Origin of the sequence: Streptomyces sp. 2P-4, from assembly GCF_030167965.1 — a bacterium.
In the GTDB taxonomy this organism is placed as follows: Bacteria; Actinomycetota; Actinomycetes; order Streptomycetales; family Streptomycetaceae; genus Streptomyces; species Streptomyces globosus_A.
Genome location: NZ_CP095011.1, coordinates 3,179,080 through 3,196,319 on the forward strand (window position 1 = coordinate 3,179,080; position 17,240 = coordinate 3,196,319).

General features: G+C 66.6%; 7 protein-coding genes. All 7 read left to right on the plus strand.

Translation table 11 applies throughout. The features are described 5' to 3' along the window. Positions 1-258 precede the first annotated feature (258 nt). The 7 genes from mads2 to mads8 are packed head-to-tail and all read left to right on the plus strand — an operon-like array spanning position 259 to position 17,181. Positions 259-2,400, plus strand: coding sequence for a methylation-associated defense system DNA methyltransferase MAD2 (gene mads2, locus MUK52_RS13705; protein ID WP_284576488.1), 2,142 nt, complete (start codon positions 259-261; stop codon positions 2,398-2,400). Next, complete coding sequence (gene mads3 / locus MUK52_RS13710; protein ID WP_284576490.1) at positions 2,397-3,680, plus strand: methylation-associated defense system AAA family ATPase MAD3; 1,284 nt, start codon at positions 2,397-2,399, stop codon at positions 3,678-3,680. The genes mads2 and mads3 overlap by 4 nt, the downstream gene beginning before the upstream one ends. Then, positions 3,677-4,321: a methylation-associated defense system protein MAD4 gene (mads4, locus tag MUK52_RS13715; RefSeq protein WP_284576492.1), complete on the plus strand. Its 645-nt coding sequence runs from the start codon at positions 3,677-3,679 to the stop codon at positions 4,319-4,321. Before mads3 ends, mads4 begins: the two co-directional genes overlap by 4 nt. Beyond that, on the plus strand, positions 4,318-5,721 hold the full coding sequence (gene mads5, locus MUK52_RS13720) for a methylation-associated defense system restriction endonuclease subunit S MAD5 (protein WP_284576494.1): 1,404 nt from the start codon (positions 4,318-4,320) through the stop codon (positions 5,719-5,721). The genes mads4 and mads5 overlap by 4 nt, the downstream gene beginning before the upstream one ends. Further along, positions 5,721-10,004: a methylation-associated defense system protein kinase MAD6 gene (gene mads6, locus MUK52_RS13725; RefSeq protein WP_284576496.1), complete on the plus strand. Its 4,284-nt coding sequence runs from the start codon at positions 5,721-5,723 to the stop codon at positions 10,002-10,004. Before mads5 ends, mads6 begins: the two co-directional genes overlap by 1 nt. Next, positions 9,995-11,638, plus strand: a complete 1,644-nt coding sequence (gene mads7, locus MUK52_RS13730; RefSeq protein WP_284576499.1) for a methylation-associated defense system protein MAD7 — start codon at positions 9,995-9,997, stop codon at positions 11,636-11,638. Before mads6 ends, mads7 begins: the two co-directional genes overlap by 10 nt. Then, on the plus strand, positions 11,635-17,181 hold the full coding sequence (gene mads8 / locus MUK52_RS13735; RefSeq protein WP_284576501.1) for a methylation-associated defense system ATP-binding protein MAD8: 5,547 nt from the start codon (positions 11,635-11,637) through the stop codon (positions 17,179-17,181). Before mads7 ends, mads8 begins: the two co-directional genes overlap by 4 nt. Positions 17,182-17,240: the final 59 nt, after the last annotated feature.

Consider the following 17,240-nt stretch of genomic DNA (forward strand, 5'->3'; position numbering starts at 1 on the left):
TGGTGGTAAGCGAGACACCGAAGAAGAGCAGGACTCCCACCTGCAGTGATGCACCTCCCCTGCGGGTCTCGCATCACACACCGCGTCCCGTTCTTCACGCTCGGCGGACGATTGTCAGTGGTGCGCAGTAGGCTCACCCCTCGCCCTGAAGGGCGAGGCCTGTCCGTTTCGCACCCGTAAAATCGCTGGTGGAGCGGGATCGGTCACTGGCTTTCGTTAGCCGCACGGGCCCTGATACACAGAGATGAGTGGACCTTGATGGAGGAGCTGACCTTGGACCTGGAGAACCCGCGTCCCACGGAACCGGATGCATCCCCGGAGGCGGTGCCCCAGCCCCAGGTCACGACGCTCGGCGAGGGCCAGATCGTCGACTACATCACCAACACTCCGGTCAAGGACTCCCCAAAGGAGAGGGTACGCCAGCGCATCGCCCGGGCCCTGTTCCACGAGCACGGCATCTCACCCGGTGACATGGCGGCGGACTTTCCCATCACGGTCAGTACGGATGGGGCCCGCACCCGGAAGAAGAAGGCCGACATCGCGATCTTCGCACACGGCACCGAGCACTCCGAGGAGAACCTGCGCCGGGTCGTGGTCTGCAAGCCGGAGCCCAAGCGCGGCAAGAACGTGATCAAGCTGCGCGAGCCCGCGCAGGCCCAGAAGGATCTTCAGGAGCTCAAGGACCTACTCGGCGCCGAGGACCGCCCGGAGTGCACCGACGGCATGTGGACCGACGGGGTCGACTTCTTCTTTCTCAAGAAGATCGTCAACAGGTTCGGCGCGACGTACGAGGACCGCAGCGACTGGGACGTCGCGCCCGAGAGCGTCGGCAGCCGTACGGTCGTCTCCCATCAGCGACTGCGTCGAGCCGAGCCGGAAATGCTCAAGACGACCTTCCGCCGCTGCCACAACTATATTCACGGCAATGAAGGCATGCCGAAGGACGCCGCGTTCTGGCAGTTCCTCTACCTGCTCTTCGCCAAGATGTACGACGAGCGCAAGAGCCGCGGAACGGGCCGCGCCCGGTTCCGGACAGACATGACAGAGCCGTTCTCCGACGAGGGCCGGGCCGCCATCCGGAAGCGGATCGAGAGCCTCTTCGAGGAAGTCAAGGCCGAGTACGCGCCACTGAATGTCTTCAAGCCGACGGACGAGATCACGCTGTCCGACCGGGCCCTGGCGTTCATCGTGAGCGAGCTTGCCCCGTACGACCTCGGCGGCACCGACGTCGACGCCAAGGGCGTTGCCTACCAAGAGCTGGTCGGCACCAACCTGCGCGGTGACCGTGGCCAGTACTTCACTCCGCGCGGCGCCGTTCGGCTGATGGTGGAGATCCTCGACCCGAAGGAGGACGAGACCGTCCTCGACCCGACCTGCGGCACCGGCGGCTTCCTTCAGGCCACGCTCAACCACCTGCACCACACCTGGCAGAAGGAAGACGGAACGTTCGGCTTCCCGGACAGCCCTGAGCAGCAGGAGCGCTACCGGGACAAGCTTCGCGCCTACGCCGACAAGCACCTGTTCGGTTCGGACTTCGATCCGTTCCTGGTGCGCGCCACCACCATGAACATCATGACCCTGGCAGACACCACAGGGAACGTCTTCCACATGGACTCCTTGGCCTTCCCGCGAGGGCATCTGTCGGGTGTGGAGCCCGCGAAGGCGAAGATCCCGCTCGGTGAGACCGTGGACGTGCTGCTCACCAACCCGCCCTTCGGCGCGGACATCCCGATCAGCGACGAGTCGGTACTGGGGTCGTTCCGAGACGGCGTCGCCAAGTCCTGGGGGCGAGACAAGGACACCGGCGAGCTCGTGGAGAGCATCAGCAAGCCGACGAGCATGGCTCCCGAAGAGCTGTTCATCCAGCGAGCCATCGAGTGGGTCAAACCCGGCGGCCGTGTTGGCATCGTCCTGCCCAACGGCGTTCTGTCCAACCCTGGCCCCACTGCCGAAGCGATCCGCCGCTACATCCTGGAGCAGTGCTGGGTCCTCGCCAGCGTCGAGCTGCCGGTGGAGACCTTCATCGTCGACGCCAACGTCAACATCCTGACTACGCTGCTCTTCCTGAAGAAGAAGACCGCCCAAGAGGTGCGCAACCACCGAATCGGTACCGAGAAGCCCTACCCGGTGTTCATGGCCGTCGCCGAGAAGGTGGGCTTCGACCGGCGCGGCAATGAGCTGTACAAGCGCCACCCGAATGGTGATGTGGTGATGGAGGCGACGGTCGAGCGCGAGCGGATCAGGATCAACGGAAAAGACGAGGTCCGCGAGCTGAAACGGAGCCGGCCAGTCGTCGACAACGACCTGCCGGTCATCGCAGAGAAGTACCGGGAGTTCCGCGCGAAGTACCCCATGCCAGGGGCCGATCCGCGCGCTGCTTCCACCGGCGGCCAAGCATGATCACCAGAGTCGAGGCGTACCAGTACCGGTGCTTCCGTGCGCTGGCGGTGGATCTCGGCCAGTTTCAGGTACTCGCCGGACCCAACGGCGCTGGCAAGACGACCCTGCTAGACATCCCGGGGCTGCTAGGCGATCTGCTGCGACCGCGGCAGACCGTGGCCGACGCGTTCCTCGTACCGCAGGACAATGTGGCGGTCCCCCGCGCGCACACGCTCCGCGAGCTGGTGCACTGCAACCGTGGCGGCACCTTCACTCTCGCAGTCGAGGCACAGCTGCCCGACGAGCTCGCCCGGGAGTTCGCGGCGGAGACGGTTAGCCCGCACCCCCCGACTCACGTGCGGTATGAGGTCAGCCTGGAGATCTTCAACGACACGCTCCAGGTCGCCGAGGAGTACCTGTTCCTGTTCAACGAACATCGCAACCGGCCGCTGCTCGGCAGCACCCTGCAGGGACGACCTACCGGTGCGAACCGGACGCCAGCGCACCGCGAATGGCGTTACGTCGTCCGGCGCGAGCGCGGCGACGACCCGTACTTCCGCTCGGAGCTGCCCCGCGGGGCGAAAGGCACCACCAGGCGTGTCCCCGCGGAGCAGCTCGCTCTGGCGACACTCCCTCAAGACCGCGACCAGTACCCCGCGGCCCTCTGGTTCATCGAGCTGGTTCAGCAGAACGCCGTCTCATACGCCCCCGACTGGGGAGTACTACGCCAGGCGTCCCCTCCCGGCGACCGTCTCTTGCCACTGCGGTCTGACGGCCGCAACGTCCCATGGCTAGCGCTCGGCCTGCGGGAACAGGATCCAGATAGCTACCAGGCGTGGGTGGAGCACGTCCAGACCGCGCTGCCTCAGATCGACACGGTGGATGTGCGCGTACGGGACGAGGACCGCTACGCCTACTTCGACGTCCAGTACCAGGGCGGCCACCGCGTTACTAGCAGCGGCCTGTCCGATGGCACCCTGCGGGTGCTGGCGTTGGCCCTTTTGCCCTACCTTCCGCAGCCTCCACGGATACTCGTCACAGAAGAACCTGAGAACGGCATCCATCCACGGGCGATCGAGACCGTCGTCCAGTCGCTGGCATCGATGTACGACACACAGGTGTGGGTATCCACTCATTCGCCGCTGGTTCTGGCTCACGTGGAGCTGAGCGACGTGCTGGCCGCCCGCCTCAACGGTGACGGACAGGTCACCGTTGTCCCGGGCGACCAGCATCCGCGGCTCAAGGACTGGCAAGGGGCACTCGACATCGGCACGCTGTTCGCGGCGGGGGTACTGAGTTGACGACGGAACGACGGGTCATCTTCCTGCTTGCCGACGGGGCGATGGAACAGATGCTGCTCGGCTTCTTCGTCCGGGATCAATTCCACAAGCGGCTCGGTTGTGCCTCGTTCACGTACGAGACGGTCGTGGCCCCCACTAAGGATCCGGGCGTCTACAACACAGCGCGGGAACTGCTCCGACCGTACGAGCGCGACGAGTCGTACGCCGTCGTACTCGTCGACGCCCAGTGGGAGGGCAGCCCCGGCGCAGCCGCGATCCGGTCGCGGGTCGAAGAACAGCTCGACGGGGTGTGGAAGAGCTCGGCCGTGATCGTTCTCGAACCCGAGCTAGAGGTGTGGTTCTGGCGCGATCACCCCGAGCTCGGAACGGTACTGAATCTCCCCCGGCAGCACCGCGGCACGCCGGTGCGAGAGCTGTTGCCCGCCATGGGGCCCGCTTCCTGGCCACCTGGGCAGGCAAAACCGACCGACCCCAAAGAAGCACTGCAATTCCTACGGAAGAGCAAGCAGTATCGTGCGGACAAGTCCAACGCCGTCTTCAAGCGGGTTGCAGCGCTGTCCACCAACGGCTGCACCGATCCCGCGTTCCAGCGCCTACAGTCCACCCTCCGCACCTGGTTCCCCCCGGAGTACGCCTCGTGAAGCTCGTCAGCCTGTCCCATCCCGTCATGTCGGATTGGCTCGCCGACCAGGGGTTCCGGATGGATCCTTCCCCCTATTTGTCGGGGGCGTTGGAGGCTCGGAAGCTGCTGGAGCGGTTGCCCAACACTGTTACGCTTAGGGACATTACGACCGGCATCTTTCATGCAGGGCGGTTCAGCCGCCGATGGATCCAAGATCCCGATTACGGAATCCCGTTCTTTTCAAGCACGGACATCCTGGAAGCAGATTTCTCCTACCTACCGCTCGTCGCCAATAAATCAGCCGCGGAGAACCCCAGGCTTCTGATCAAGCCCGGTTGGACGCTAATTACACGGTCGGGAACGGTAGGCCGAATCGCATACGCCCGGCCCGACATCGACGGCTTTGCGTGTAGCGAGCACGTGCTCCGAGCTGTCCCAGACGTAAATCGGATCCCGTCCGGCTACCTGTACACCTTCCTGCGCAGCAAGTTCGGCGTCCCGATGATCGCGAGCTCGGCGTACGGCGCGATCATCCAGCACATCGAGCCACACCACATCGCCGACCTGCCCGTACCTCGGTTTGATGCGAAGCTGGAAGAACGGATCCACCGCATGGTGGAAGTCAGTGCCCGACTTCGCGCCCGCTCCCAGGCTGGCCTGGTAGCCGCAACAGAGGACTTCTTCAGAAGCGTCGACCTGCCCGAGCTGATCGACGTTCGCTGGCATCAGCAAGAGCGGGACCTCGGGTTCGAGGTGGAGGAGATCGGGCCGACCACCCTGCGGGCACTCAACTTCGCTCCACGGGCCCGGCGCCTCATCGCGAAGCTCGGCTCAGTGCCGGGAAAACCTCTCGGTGAGATCTGCACTGGGGGCCAGTTGGGCTCAGGGGCCCGTTTCAAGCGCATCGACGCCGACCCTGAACACGGCGTGCAACTAGTAGGTCAACGGCAAGGGTTCTGGCTCCGCCCAGAAGGCCGCTGGATCAGCGCCGAACAAGCTCCGCCGGGAATCTTCGCACAAGATGAGACGGTCATGATCGCGGCCCAGGGAACGTTGGGCGAGAATGAGGTCTTCTGTCGCCCCCTCTTCGTGACCGGAAGCTGGTTGAATTACGTATATACGCAGCATTTCTTGCGCATTGTTAGCGGAGATCCCGAGATTCCTGGTGCATACCTCTTCGCCTTCTTCCGTTCTGAGGCCGCGTTCCGCCTCCTGCGCTCCCTGAGCGTAGGAGGCAAACAACAAGACATCCACGAAACCCTGCGAGCCGAGATCCCGATTCCTCTCGCCGCTCCCAAAGCCCGCCACCGCATCGCCGAAACAGTCCGCCGCGCCTACCGCAACCGCGACCGCGCCGATGTCCTCGAAGACCAGGCGCTAACCCTGCTGACCGAAGCCATCGAGGAGGCCGCTGCCTGATGGGTGCCAGGATCGTTGCCGTTGGGGAGGCCGTCAACGATGCCGAGCGGCGGGTGATTGCGTATCTGCGCGATCAGGGATCGGACGACTGGACGGTCCTGCACTCTGTCGAAATCCCGCAGCGAGACGAGCTGTTCGAGGTCGACCTCGTCGTGGTCACCGGGCACGCCGTGTACGTCATCGACGTCAAGGGCACCCGGGGCCGCATCGAGGTCGAGGGAAGCCGGTGGCATCCGGCGAGGCGCGCACCGTTCAGGAGCCCGTTGCCCAAGTTGCGCGGCCACGCCAAGAAGCTGAAGAGCATCCTGGAGAACGCGCACCCGCAACTGGCCCGTGTCTACACCGACGCGCTCGTCGTGCTGCCGGCCCCTGACGCAGTACTGGTCGATCACACGCCGGACCAGCGGGACCTCAAGGCGACCGTGACACTGCCCGAGCTGATCGGTCGTCTCGCCGACGCCGGCCGCGTACCTGTGGCGACTCGCCCTGTGGACGCCGACATCTCGGCGCACCACGCGACGATCGTCGACACTGTCCAGGGCAGCTCCCGTGCCCCGTCCGGCCCGCTCCGCTTCGGGAGCTGGGAGGTGATCGAGCGGCTCAGTGAGTCTCAGCGCGCTCCCGGCATCGACGTACTGGACGAGTACCGGGCGAAGAACGCCCTCGCCGTGCAGGGTTCGGGCACGGTACGGCTGTCGGTACGCGCCGCCGACCCGTACGCTCCCGCCGCGGACCGGTTGATGTGGCAGAAGCAGATCGGGATCGCGTACGAGGCGCTCGGCAAGCTGCCTCCTCACCCGCATATCGTCGGGGTGCGGGACTTCTTCGCGCTGGATGACGAGAGCGCGTACGTCACCGTCTACGACGACGTTCCGGGCCATGCCCTGCGGCTTCATCTGGGGGAGGGGGCCGACGACCCCCTGACGGCGGACGCGAAGCTGCGGACCATCCGTCACATCCTCCTCGGCCTGGCCCACGCACACAGCCGCCGCATCGCGCACCGCGAGCTCAGCCCGTCCACCGTCCTGATCACGCAGGACGGCCGGGCCGTGCTCACGGGCTTCGACTACGCGAAGACGGCGCAGCAGCGCGGGCACACCGTGATGCACCAGGCCCGTGCCGCTGCCGAGACGGCATACCTGGCGCCTGAGTGCCATGCCGATCCGAGACGGATGCTCGAACCCGCGGACATCTACGCTGTAGGTGTCATCGGCTTCGAGTTGCTCACAGGGCATGTGCCGTTCTCCTCCGCCACGGAGCAGGCCAGTGCGGGCGGCCGGCTGCCCGCCAGTGAGCTCGAAGCCGCCGGGGTCCGCACCGAGCTGGCGCACTGGCTGCAGACGTTGTGCGCCACGGATCCCAAAGAGCGCCTGACAGCTGTCGAAGCTCTGCGCAGACTGGATCTCGCGGTGGGCGCGCAGCGTGCCCCGCGGAAACGTCTGAGTTCCGCGGCTCCGCCCGCGCCGCCCGGCACTCCGCCACCGGCACCCGCGGCAGCTGCCGATGGGCCCCGCGACCCCTCGTTCTTCAAGAACCTGGCCGCCGACTTCCAGCTCGGCACGAAGTACATCGTGCGCAACCGGCTGGGCCGCCCCGGTTCCTTCGGCGTCGCCTACCGGGTGTACGACACGATAAGGAACGTCGACCGGGCAGTGAAGCTCGTCCTGCACGACCGCGACTCGCCGCTGGAGCGGCTGCGCCGCGAGGCGAGCGTTCTGGAGCGTCTGACCAGTGCCCCGCACCCCAATGTCGTGGCAATGGTAGACGCCGACCGGTTGCTGCCTCCGGACAACTACCCCTATCTCGTGTTCGCGTTCGTCGAGGGCAGGGACGTCAGCGAAGTGATCCTCGACGGCCGGCTCGGCCCGGCCGATGTACTGCGCCTCGGAACCGACACGGCCCGCGGGCTCGCGCACATCCACCGGCTCGGGGTGTGGCATTGCGACATCAAGCCCAGCAACCTGCTGTGGACCGACGACGGGGTCAAACTCATCGACTTCGGGATCGCCAAGACCGCGGACTCCTCCGAGGGGCACACCCACACCAGTCCCCGCTATACTCCGCCCGATCTGGATGAGGTGCCTGCCGACGGCAGCGGTTTCGCCGACCGTGATCTGTTCGCCCTGGGCGTCACGATGTACGAGGCTCTCACGGGCGGACAGTATCCGTGGGGAGACGTCGGTAACCCGCCGCCCGGTATGCAGGCCCTTGATCCGCGCACCATTTTCAGCGGCTTCGGCGATCTCTCGCCCGGGCTGGTGGAAATCCTGCTGAGGGCCGTCTCACCGTACCGTGCGGAGCGCTTCAGCTCGGCCGAGGAACTGCTCTCCGCTCTGGAGGCACTGGGAGCCGCCCGTGTGCCTGTGCCTCGGTCCACCCAACCAGAGGACGCCGACCCTGCCACCCTGTCCCCGGCCGCCCCGGCTGCCGAACCTGTGCCCAACACCAACTCGTACGTGGCCCACTTGCAGACGCTCTACAGCCAGAGCCACCGCAGCAACCGCGGCACCCGCGGCCTCGACCCTCAGGGCATGCAGGTGTACGTCGAGACGGCCCTGGACCGCGCGCTGGTCCCTGCTCTGCGCGCGGGAAAGCACGCGCTGGTCATCGTCACCGGTAACGCGGGCGATGGGAAAACCGCGTTCCTGGAGAGCTTCGAGGCCCAGGCGCGCAAACTTGATGCCCAGTTCGGACCCGGTCGCCTCAACGGCAGCGTTTTCACGCTCGACGGACATCGCTTCCGAACCAACCATGACGGCAGTCAGGACGAAGCCGATACCGCCAGCGACGACGTACTGGAGGACTTCTTCGCACCGTACGCCGGCGAGGACGCCACCGGCTGGGCTGGGCGGGGGGAAACTCGCCTGATCGCGGTGAACGAGGGACGCCTGGTGGACTTCCTCAGCCATCACCACGAGCGCTTCCCACTCCTGTCCAAGCTGGTCAACATCGGCCTGGCGGGCGGGGAAACCGGTGACGCGGTCGCCGTGGTCAACCTCAACGCGCGTGATGTGACCGCCCGCCCGGCCGACGAGGAAGGCGATCCTGTCGACGGCGAGTCGATTCTGGAGCGGATGCTGGACCGCATGACGCATGAGCGCTTCTGGGAGGTGTGCGCGTCCTGCGACATCGCCGATACCTGCTACGCGCGGCACAATGCCCAGACGTTCCGCCACCCTGATGCGGGTCCACAGGTCAAACGCCGGCTACGCCGGGTCTACGAGCTCACTCAACTGCGCGGTCGGCTCCACATCACCCTGCGCGATCTGCGTTCCGCTCTCGCCTACACGCTCACCTCTGGACGGGACTGCGCGGAGATCCACGCAGTGCACGCGGCTGACGAGGCACAACCCCTGCTCGACAGCTACTACTTCTCCGCCTACCTGGGCACCCCGCCGGCTCCGAACGGACTGCCCAGAGAGCAGGACCGGCTGCTGAGGCTGCTTCGGGAGACGGACGTTGCCGCTCCGCCCCAGCCGCAGCTGGACCGGCGGCTCGACTACACCGGGCTCATCGACGACCGCGCCTTGGTCGCCATCGACGGACGCTCCGATCGGGACAGGCAGCTGATCGCGGCGCAGTTCGCCAGGCTGGCGCGGTCCACCTCCGCGCTGTCGGAGGACATCCTCGCGCACCGCCGCCATCTGAGCGCGGCCCGGCGGCTGCTCTACTTCGAGCTCCGGGACGACGCGCGTGCCGAGCGAATGCTGCCCTACCCCTCCGCACTGCGATTTCTTTCTCTGCTCGCCTCACCGACGGCTGCCGCGGCGGCCCGGGACGAGCTGCTGTACGCGCTCAACCGGGGAGAGGGGCTGGCAGCGCCGGACCGGATCGGTGAGGCCATGGCGTTGAAGCTGCGTACCGTGCCGCACGGCACGGTACGCAGCTTCCGGCTGTTTCCCGCGGCGGGCTTCACGCTGGAGCCTGGGGACGCCCCAGCCTCGATATACGTCGAAGGCAGCCGGACGGCACTGCGACTGCGCTACCAGGATCCTGACGGGCGGCAGGGAGCCGAGGCTGAACTGGCCATCGGGCTCGACCTGTTCGAGCTGCTGCAGCGCTTCGCCCAGGGGTACCGACCGGGCGTCGCCGACATGCAGGGGCAGCAGCTCGCCCTCGCTGTGTTCAAGAATCGGCTCGCCTCGGCGCCGTACCAGGAAGTGTTGCTCACCGCCCACGGACACGATCTGCGCCGGGTCCACCGCACACCGGATCATGCCCTGCACATGGAGGACCTGTCCGCCGTGTCCGGTGACGGGGACGAGGAGGAAACATGGCGCTGACCAGTGTGCACAGCAAGTTCCACCATCCCGGTGTGAGCCGTGTCGACTACAAGACGCTCCACATGGACCGGGTCCTGACCGCTTTCCTGGCCCGCTTGTGGCATCGCGGTCTGCCGAGCAAGCTCAGTCGCGCCGGAGATCTCACCGTCGACGACTTCGTGGACCTCTTCCTGGCCAACCCCGATGTCTTCGAGGGCTTCGACCGGGACACGACGACCCGCTGGGTGAACACACACCTGATGGATCTGGTCAACCGGGGCCGGGTGAACGAGGCAGTGGCGGGCCCCCGCCCGCTGCACGGCTTCACCTACCGCTTCCGCAACAGTCGCAAGTCCCGTCCGTACGGGGCTGACGAGCAGCTCTACGAGATGCTCGCCGAGACGCCCAGTGCGCTGCAGGAGCTGCGGTCGTTCTTCTTCTCTGACGTGGACCGGACCACCGGTGCGATCAAGCCGGGTCCTGACACCGACGTGGAGACGCAGGCGCTGCTGCACCTGGTGAGCAAGGCGTACGGCAAGGTCGAGGACCGGCCGGATACGAGCAAGCCCCGCAGGCCCTATCCGTTGCTGTGCCGGGAGCCCGCGCGGCTGCTCGCGGAGGACGTCATGCGGCTGCTCTACCACCAGGAGCACATGCCGCGCACGGTCCTGGTGGAGTACTTGAAGATCCTCTTCGCCTTCCATCTGGCGCTTTACCACCTGCGGATGATCAAACTGCTGCCCAGAGCGGTGGCCGCCGGCACCGTGGACACCTCGTGTGCGAGTGGGCACAAGGGAGCGGATGCGGCCCATCAATGCCCCTACCGCGTCCACCTCTTCGTGGACGTCGAGGGTGTCCCCGGCACCCCGACTGCCCTTCTCGCGGAGCACAGCGCCAGCGTGTGGTACGGCCGCATCCAGCGGTTCGTCAAAGCCACGTTCGAGGTGAAGAAGCTGGACGAGTTCGCCGAGCACCTGATGACCAAGCGTCGCAAGCTCACCGCCCCCCAGGGCCGTCCCTACTTCTCGGCCGCCGAAGTACTGGCCTTGCTGGGCAAGGGGTACAAGAGCGAGCGGGACAACTTCTTCGATCAGCGCGTGAACGGGGTGCTGGACGACGAGATCGACCCGCCCGCAGAGGTACGGCAGATTGCGGACCTGGGCCTGAGCCCGTTCGACGAATACATCGAGATGCTGCTGCACTACAAGGGCCGCTACCACCGCGGATACATCGTCGACTGCCTGGACTCCCTGCTACTGAAGAACCGGCCCGGCGCGCTGCTGGCCCAGCCGCGTGGCACCCGGGGCGAGCGCCGCTTCGTCCTCGACGCACGACTGCTGGAGATTCTGCTGCAGATTTCGCTGCTGCGCCCTGGGCCTGACGGGAATCTGTCGACCTCGCCCATGCGTATCGACGAGTTCCTCGCCGTACTGCGCGAGCGCTACGGCCTTTACGTCGACCAGCTGCCCGACTCGGACGGTTTCACGGGCGCCGACCTCGACGACCAGTTCGCGCTCCGAGCGAACTCCGCCGCTTTCACCCATCGCCTCCGCGAGATCGGCTACTACCAGGACATGTCGGACGCCTATCTGACGCAGACCATCACTCCTCGCTACTCCATGGGTACGACGCCCGGCGCGGAGGTGGTCCGGTGAGCACTGTGGGACTGACCGAGCCGAGCACCGCAGATCTGCGCGATGCGCTGGAGGGCGTGCTGGTGCCCCGGCTCACGTCTCTGCTCGCCTCGCGCGACGCGGGCCACTGCATGCGGGTGACCGAAGTGGACGCCGCCCTCGCGGCGCGTCTGGTGCGCAGGCTCAGGAGCGCCAACGGCGCAGGGGCCGAGGTGTGTCTGCTGGGGCCGGCACGGGACACCGAGGAAGGCAGCGAGCTGCGGGATGTCACAGTGACCAGCACCAAGCTGGTCGAGCTGCGCAACCGCACGGACCAGCCTCAGTCGGACGGCGCTGCCGGACCCCTTCTCGTCTTCGTGCCGCCGGGGCTCAGGGCCAGCGCAGAGGACTCCTTCGGTGTCGCGACCTTCGAGGAGATCTCTCTCGGGGACAGCTACGACCTCCTCGCCGCCCAGCTGCTGGACGAGGTGCCGGCCACGCTGCGACCAAGCGTGGAGGAGCTGCTCGCGCTCCTGGGCGAGGTCCCCGACCAGCGCGCGAGTGCACGGGCCCGTGCCGCGTACCTGCTCACTCTCAAGGCCAACGGCTACGGAGAACAGGCCGCCGGCGCCGCGGTCTTCCATTTCGGCCTGGTTCCGGACTTCGAGCTGTTCGCCCAACCGGGTGAGGTGCGGGAGCGAGCCGACCGCAATCGCGACCTCGTCGACAAGCTGACCGAGTCCGCCCGCTCGGAGCGACAGCGGGTGCTGGAACTCGGGCTCATTGACTCGGAATTCGCTGGCCGCCTGGCCGGATTCGTGGCCCGTTGCGGGCTGGAGGACCGCGTCGCGTGGACGCGGCGTATCGTCATCGACCGGGAGAACTGGGCGCTTTCTTTCGGGAACTGGCGCCTCGACGACCGCCAGCGTGCCTCGATCTCCATCGATGTGCAGGAACTCGGACTGCCCCGCGCAGGTGACGTGCCCGACGATCTGGCCGCGTACCCCGCGTTGTCCGCCATAGCTGGCCAGCCCTACCTGCTGGCCGGTCCGAAGGGCGTCAGCGAGCTCCTCGCCCAATTCACGGTCGACCCCATCCCCCGCAAGGTGGAGGGGCTCGCCCGATTCCGTGTGGAAATCGCGTCGGAGAAGTCCGGGCCGGTCGGCCGCAGCACCTCAGTGAAGAAGGCTGCCAAGGCCGAACACAAAGCGAAGCTGCCCAAACTCACGAAGATCGACTGGGACGAGGGGTGGCACTACCTCACCGTCACACCGCTCGACGACCAGGAACAGCCTCTCGATGTCGAGTCGGCCGGCGACGGTCTGCCAGGGGGGCAGAGCGAGCGGTTCTACGTCGTGCCCGATGCGGAGACGGAGGAGCCACCAGAGCGCAGCGCCGGCCGGTACGAGGGTGTCGTACAGGCCCTGCGCGACCTTCAGTTCCAGGCGCTAGCGAACGGTGACGACCCGGCACGTGTCGCACTCGGCGAAGTCCGGTGGAAGGCAGGCACCGGCCGCGCCCAGCAACGGACGCTGAGCGCCCGGGTCAGCGCCGCCGGGACGGTGGACATCCGTCTCTCCCCCACCCTCACTGTGCTTCAGCAGCGCATCCTCGCGGCGGCAGACCGGCCGGGGCTGTGGCAGCTCAGCCTGGGACCGGCGAGTGCCGGAGATCCTGTGCTCGATGCCGATGACGGGTTGGTGGCCTCGCTGACCGGTCGGACGGCCGAAGCCTTCGACGCCTTCCTCGCGGCGAGGCGGGGCTATTTCTCCGCACTCCGCGGCGCCGGCGACGCGGCAGAGGAAGAGAGTCTCCTGGTCACCGAGGCCGTCGACTTCTCGGCGGTGCGCATAGAGCTCGCCGCATATGCGCAGGCGTACACCGAGCTCATCGCGGCGCAACTGCACCACCTGGAGCGGGCCGGGGACACGGAGCGGGCGTCAGTTCTCGTCCGTCTCGCCCAGATCCTGCAGTTCGACTGCGTGGCCGCGACGCTCACCGATGGGCTTGGACAACGCCACCACGTCCTGCTCGTGGCTCCTACGCACCCGCTACGCGCCCTGTGGCTGGCGACCTGGTCGGCCCTGGGCGCCGACTGGATCACGCGGCTGACGGGCGCCGACCGGCGCCAGGTCATCGCCGCTCGCGGCTCGCTGATGGACGAACTGTCCTCGCTGGGGTTTCCCTTCGCGGTGCCGCGGCGGGACGGACGCCTCCTGGTGGCTGCGGAGAACCTCACTCCGTACTGGGGGGCCTATCTGCCTAGTGAGGTGGAAGACCCACGCGGGCTGCTCGGCCAACTGGCCTCAGTTCTGCGACTGCCGGCTGCCACATCCGGTACCGGTGCCGGGTCCACCGGTCTGTCAGGCACGCATCTCGCAGACCGCGTGGAGCGCTATGTGCGCCTGCATCCGTATGTCCACACCCTCGTCATGAACGTGGTGAACGCGGGGCGCGGTGAGCTGCTCGCCGACATGCTGCTGGAGCTCCAACGGCGGGAGGTGACGCGGTCTCTGCGCTTCGACCTGCGTCTGTGTGTTGGCGATCCGGAGGCGCCGGAGGCGGGAGAGGCGCTCGCTGAGCTTCTGCGCGCGGAAGCCCAGGTCTCGGCCGCCGAGGCGGAAGCGTTCCTCAACCCTTCAGGGGGCGCGTTCCAGGCGAAGCTGGCCTTCTCCGTCCGGTCGGTGGACGAGTTCACTGCCAACCCTGGCGACTTCGACGCGCACCTCACCGTTCTCATCGATGCCTTCGGCGGGGAACAGCTCGGCTCAACCCAGCACGAGGACATCGCGCACGCGCCGGTCCACGGACTGGTGCAGGCGATGGCATCGCGGTACGTGGAGAACGGACAGCAGGTCGCGTGGCGCAAGTTCCCCCGGCACGGCGAAGCACCGGTTCTGGACGATGCCGAGGACCTCACCACACTTCTCGGCCACCTCCCCGCGCTCATGGCCTCGGCCGCCGCGAGTGTCGCCACCGCAGGCCGCGCACTGCGGCACGTCCCCTGCACCGTGCTCGCCCTGGAAACCGCGGACCGCGCTCTGCTGTACCAGGCCCATCAAGTCAGCGACTGGGTCGTCACCATCGACCGGACCTTGGGGCTGGAGTACTTCGACCACTCCGGCGATGACGGACGCCCCGAGTACGTCATCGACTACGTGCCGCAGGCAAGCGGAACTCTGGGCCACCAGATCATGGTCAGCTCCAAGTCCGTAGACGAACTGCGCGCCCTGCTCGGTCCGGTCGCCGCGGACCACGACCTGGATATCGACCAGCGGCACCTTCACACATTCTTCGACCAATTGCGGCTGCTGTCGGGGAACCTGGCCTTCAAACTGGCGTCCGCCGCTCCCACCCAGCGCACCGAAGTCCTCGGCCTCTCGCTCGCCCGGCTCTACCTCGACTACCAGGGGGTCCTCACCAACCAGATCATCGTCCCATTGGACGCACACCCAGAGCTGTATCGCGAAGCACGCCGCCAGGTGCGAGAACTGGGTGACTCCCTCTCCTTCCACCGCAGCGATCTGGCCCTGTTCCACCTCGACGACCGGCGCAAGACGATCACCTGCCGCCTGGTCGAGGTCAAGTGCTACACAGCCCTGAACAACATCGGCGCCTACCAGCAGCTCAAGGCGAAGGTCGCCGAGCAGCTCGAGCGCAGCCAGGACGTTCTCGCGACCGCCTTCGACCCGCATCGCAGCACTCCAGACCGTGTCGACCGCGGTGTGAAGAACCTCGCGCTCAGCTCCTTGCTCCGCTTCTACCTGACACGTGCCTTCCGCCACGGCACGATGGGCAAAGCCCCGTACGAAGCAGCACACCGCCTTCTGGACCGCCTCGACGACGGCTATACGCTCCAGTTCACCCGCAGTGGACTGGTCTTCGACCTCGCCCGATCGGGCACCGACCGGGAACTCGACCACGCCATAGAGTTCCACCGCATCGGCCGCGACCTGATCAAGGAACTGATCGACGCGATCCCGACTGTCCAGAACAAGGTCCAGCCGCAGCCTCAGGACCTCGAACCGTCTGATGACGTTCCCGATGGCAGCAGCGGGGATCCAGCTGCCACTCTGTCTCGGCTCGATCTGACAGTGCCCCGGATCACCGACGCCGCGTTCCGCGCGCCAGAGGTCGAAGACGTACCCGCCCCGCCGGCATCGGACCGAGAGACACCTGCCTCCCCAGAAGCTGTGGAGTCGACATCAGGAACGGCCCCCACGGACACCGCTCCTGGCCCTCAGCAGCCGTCCCCGTCGACCACGCTGAGTGATTCGCCACAGACACAGGCAAGGCCGGAGGCCGCGTCATCGCCGCCGGTCGTCAGTTCTACGGCGTCCCATGACACACCGGCTACCGACGTGCCCCGCGTCGTTCCCTCACTCGTTCCGGACGCGTTCCTCGGCGTCATGCGCCCGTCCCCTCAGTACGGCGTACTCGGTGACATCGCCAGCCGCACCATCGCCCTCGACCTCTATGAGACGCACACCATCAGCCTGTTCGGCGTCCAGGGCGGCGGCAAGAGCTACACCCTGGGCAGCATCATGGAAATGGCCTCCCTCCCGGCACCCCCCGTGAACGAGCTACCGCATCCGCTGGCGACGGTGGTCTTCCACTACAGCCAGACGCAGGATTACGCGCCCGAGTTCACGTCCATGGCGCATCCGAACGACGACGAGACGCAGCTCCGAACGCTCAAGGAGCGCTACGGAGCACAACCCAAAGCCCTCCAGGACGTCCTGCTCCTCGTGCCGGCGGCCCAGCTCGCAGAGCGGCGCTCCGAGTACCCAGGTATCGAGGTGCAGCCCCTCACCTTCGCGTCGAACGAACTGCAGGCCGCGCACTGGCGCTTCCTTATGGGCGCGGTCGGCAACCAGTCCGTCTACATCCGCCAACTCACTCGCATCATGCGAGCCCACCGGGACAACCTGAACCTGGCGGCCATCCGCCAGGGCGTGGAGGAGTCCGAACTACCCGATCACCTGAAGCGGCTGGCGCAGGAACGGCTCAACCTCGCCGGCGAGTACATCGACGACACAACGCGCCTGACCAGCCTGGTTCGGCCGGGCCGGCTGATCATCGTCGACCTGCGCGACGAGTTCATCGAGAAGGACGAGGCACTCGGACTGTTCGTCGTTCTGATGCAGCTGTTCGCGGAAGCCCGCGACGGCGGCGAGCACTTCAACAAGCTCGTCGTGTTCGACGAGGCTCACAAGTACATCGACAGCCCGGACCTGGTGGCAGGGCTGGTTGAGACCGTCCGAGAGATGCGCCACAAGGGCATGAGCATCCTGGTCGCCAGCCAGGACCCACCCTCGGTCCCGATCTCCCTGATCGAACTCTCCGACCATGTCATCCTGCACAAGTTCACCTCCCCCGCGTGGCTCAAGCACCTGCAGAAGGCCAACGCCGCGCTCTCCACACTCAGTTCCGACCAGATGTCGCGACTGCAGCCTGGCGAGGCATACGTGTGGGCAAGCAAGGCCACCGACCCGGCGTTCACTCACGGGGCCGTACGCATCCGATGCCGCCCGCGCGTGACCAAGCACGGTGGTGCCACCAAGACGGCTGGCGGAGGACAGTAGCCCGGACCTCGGTCACGGGCATTTAGCCGAAACACTGCATTTCAGCAGCCGCATCCAAC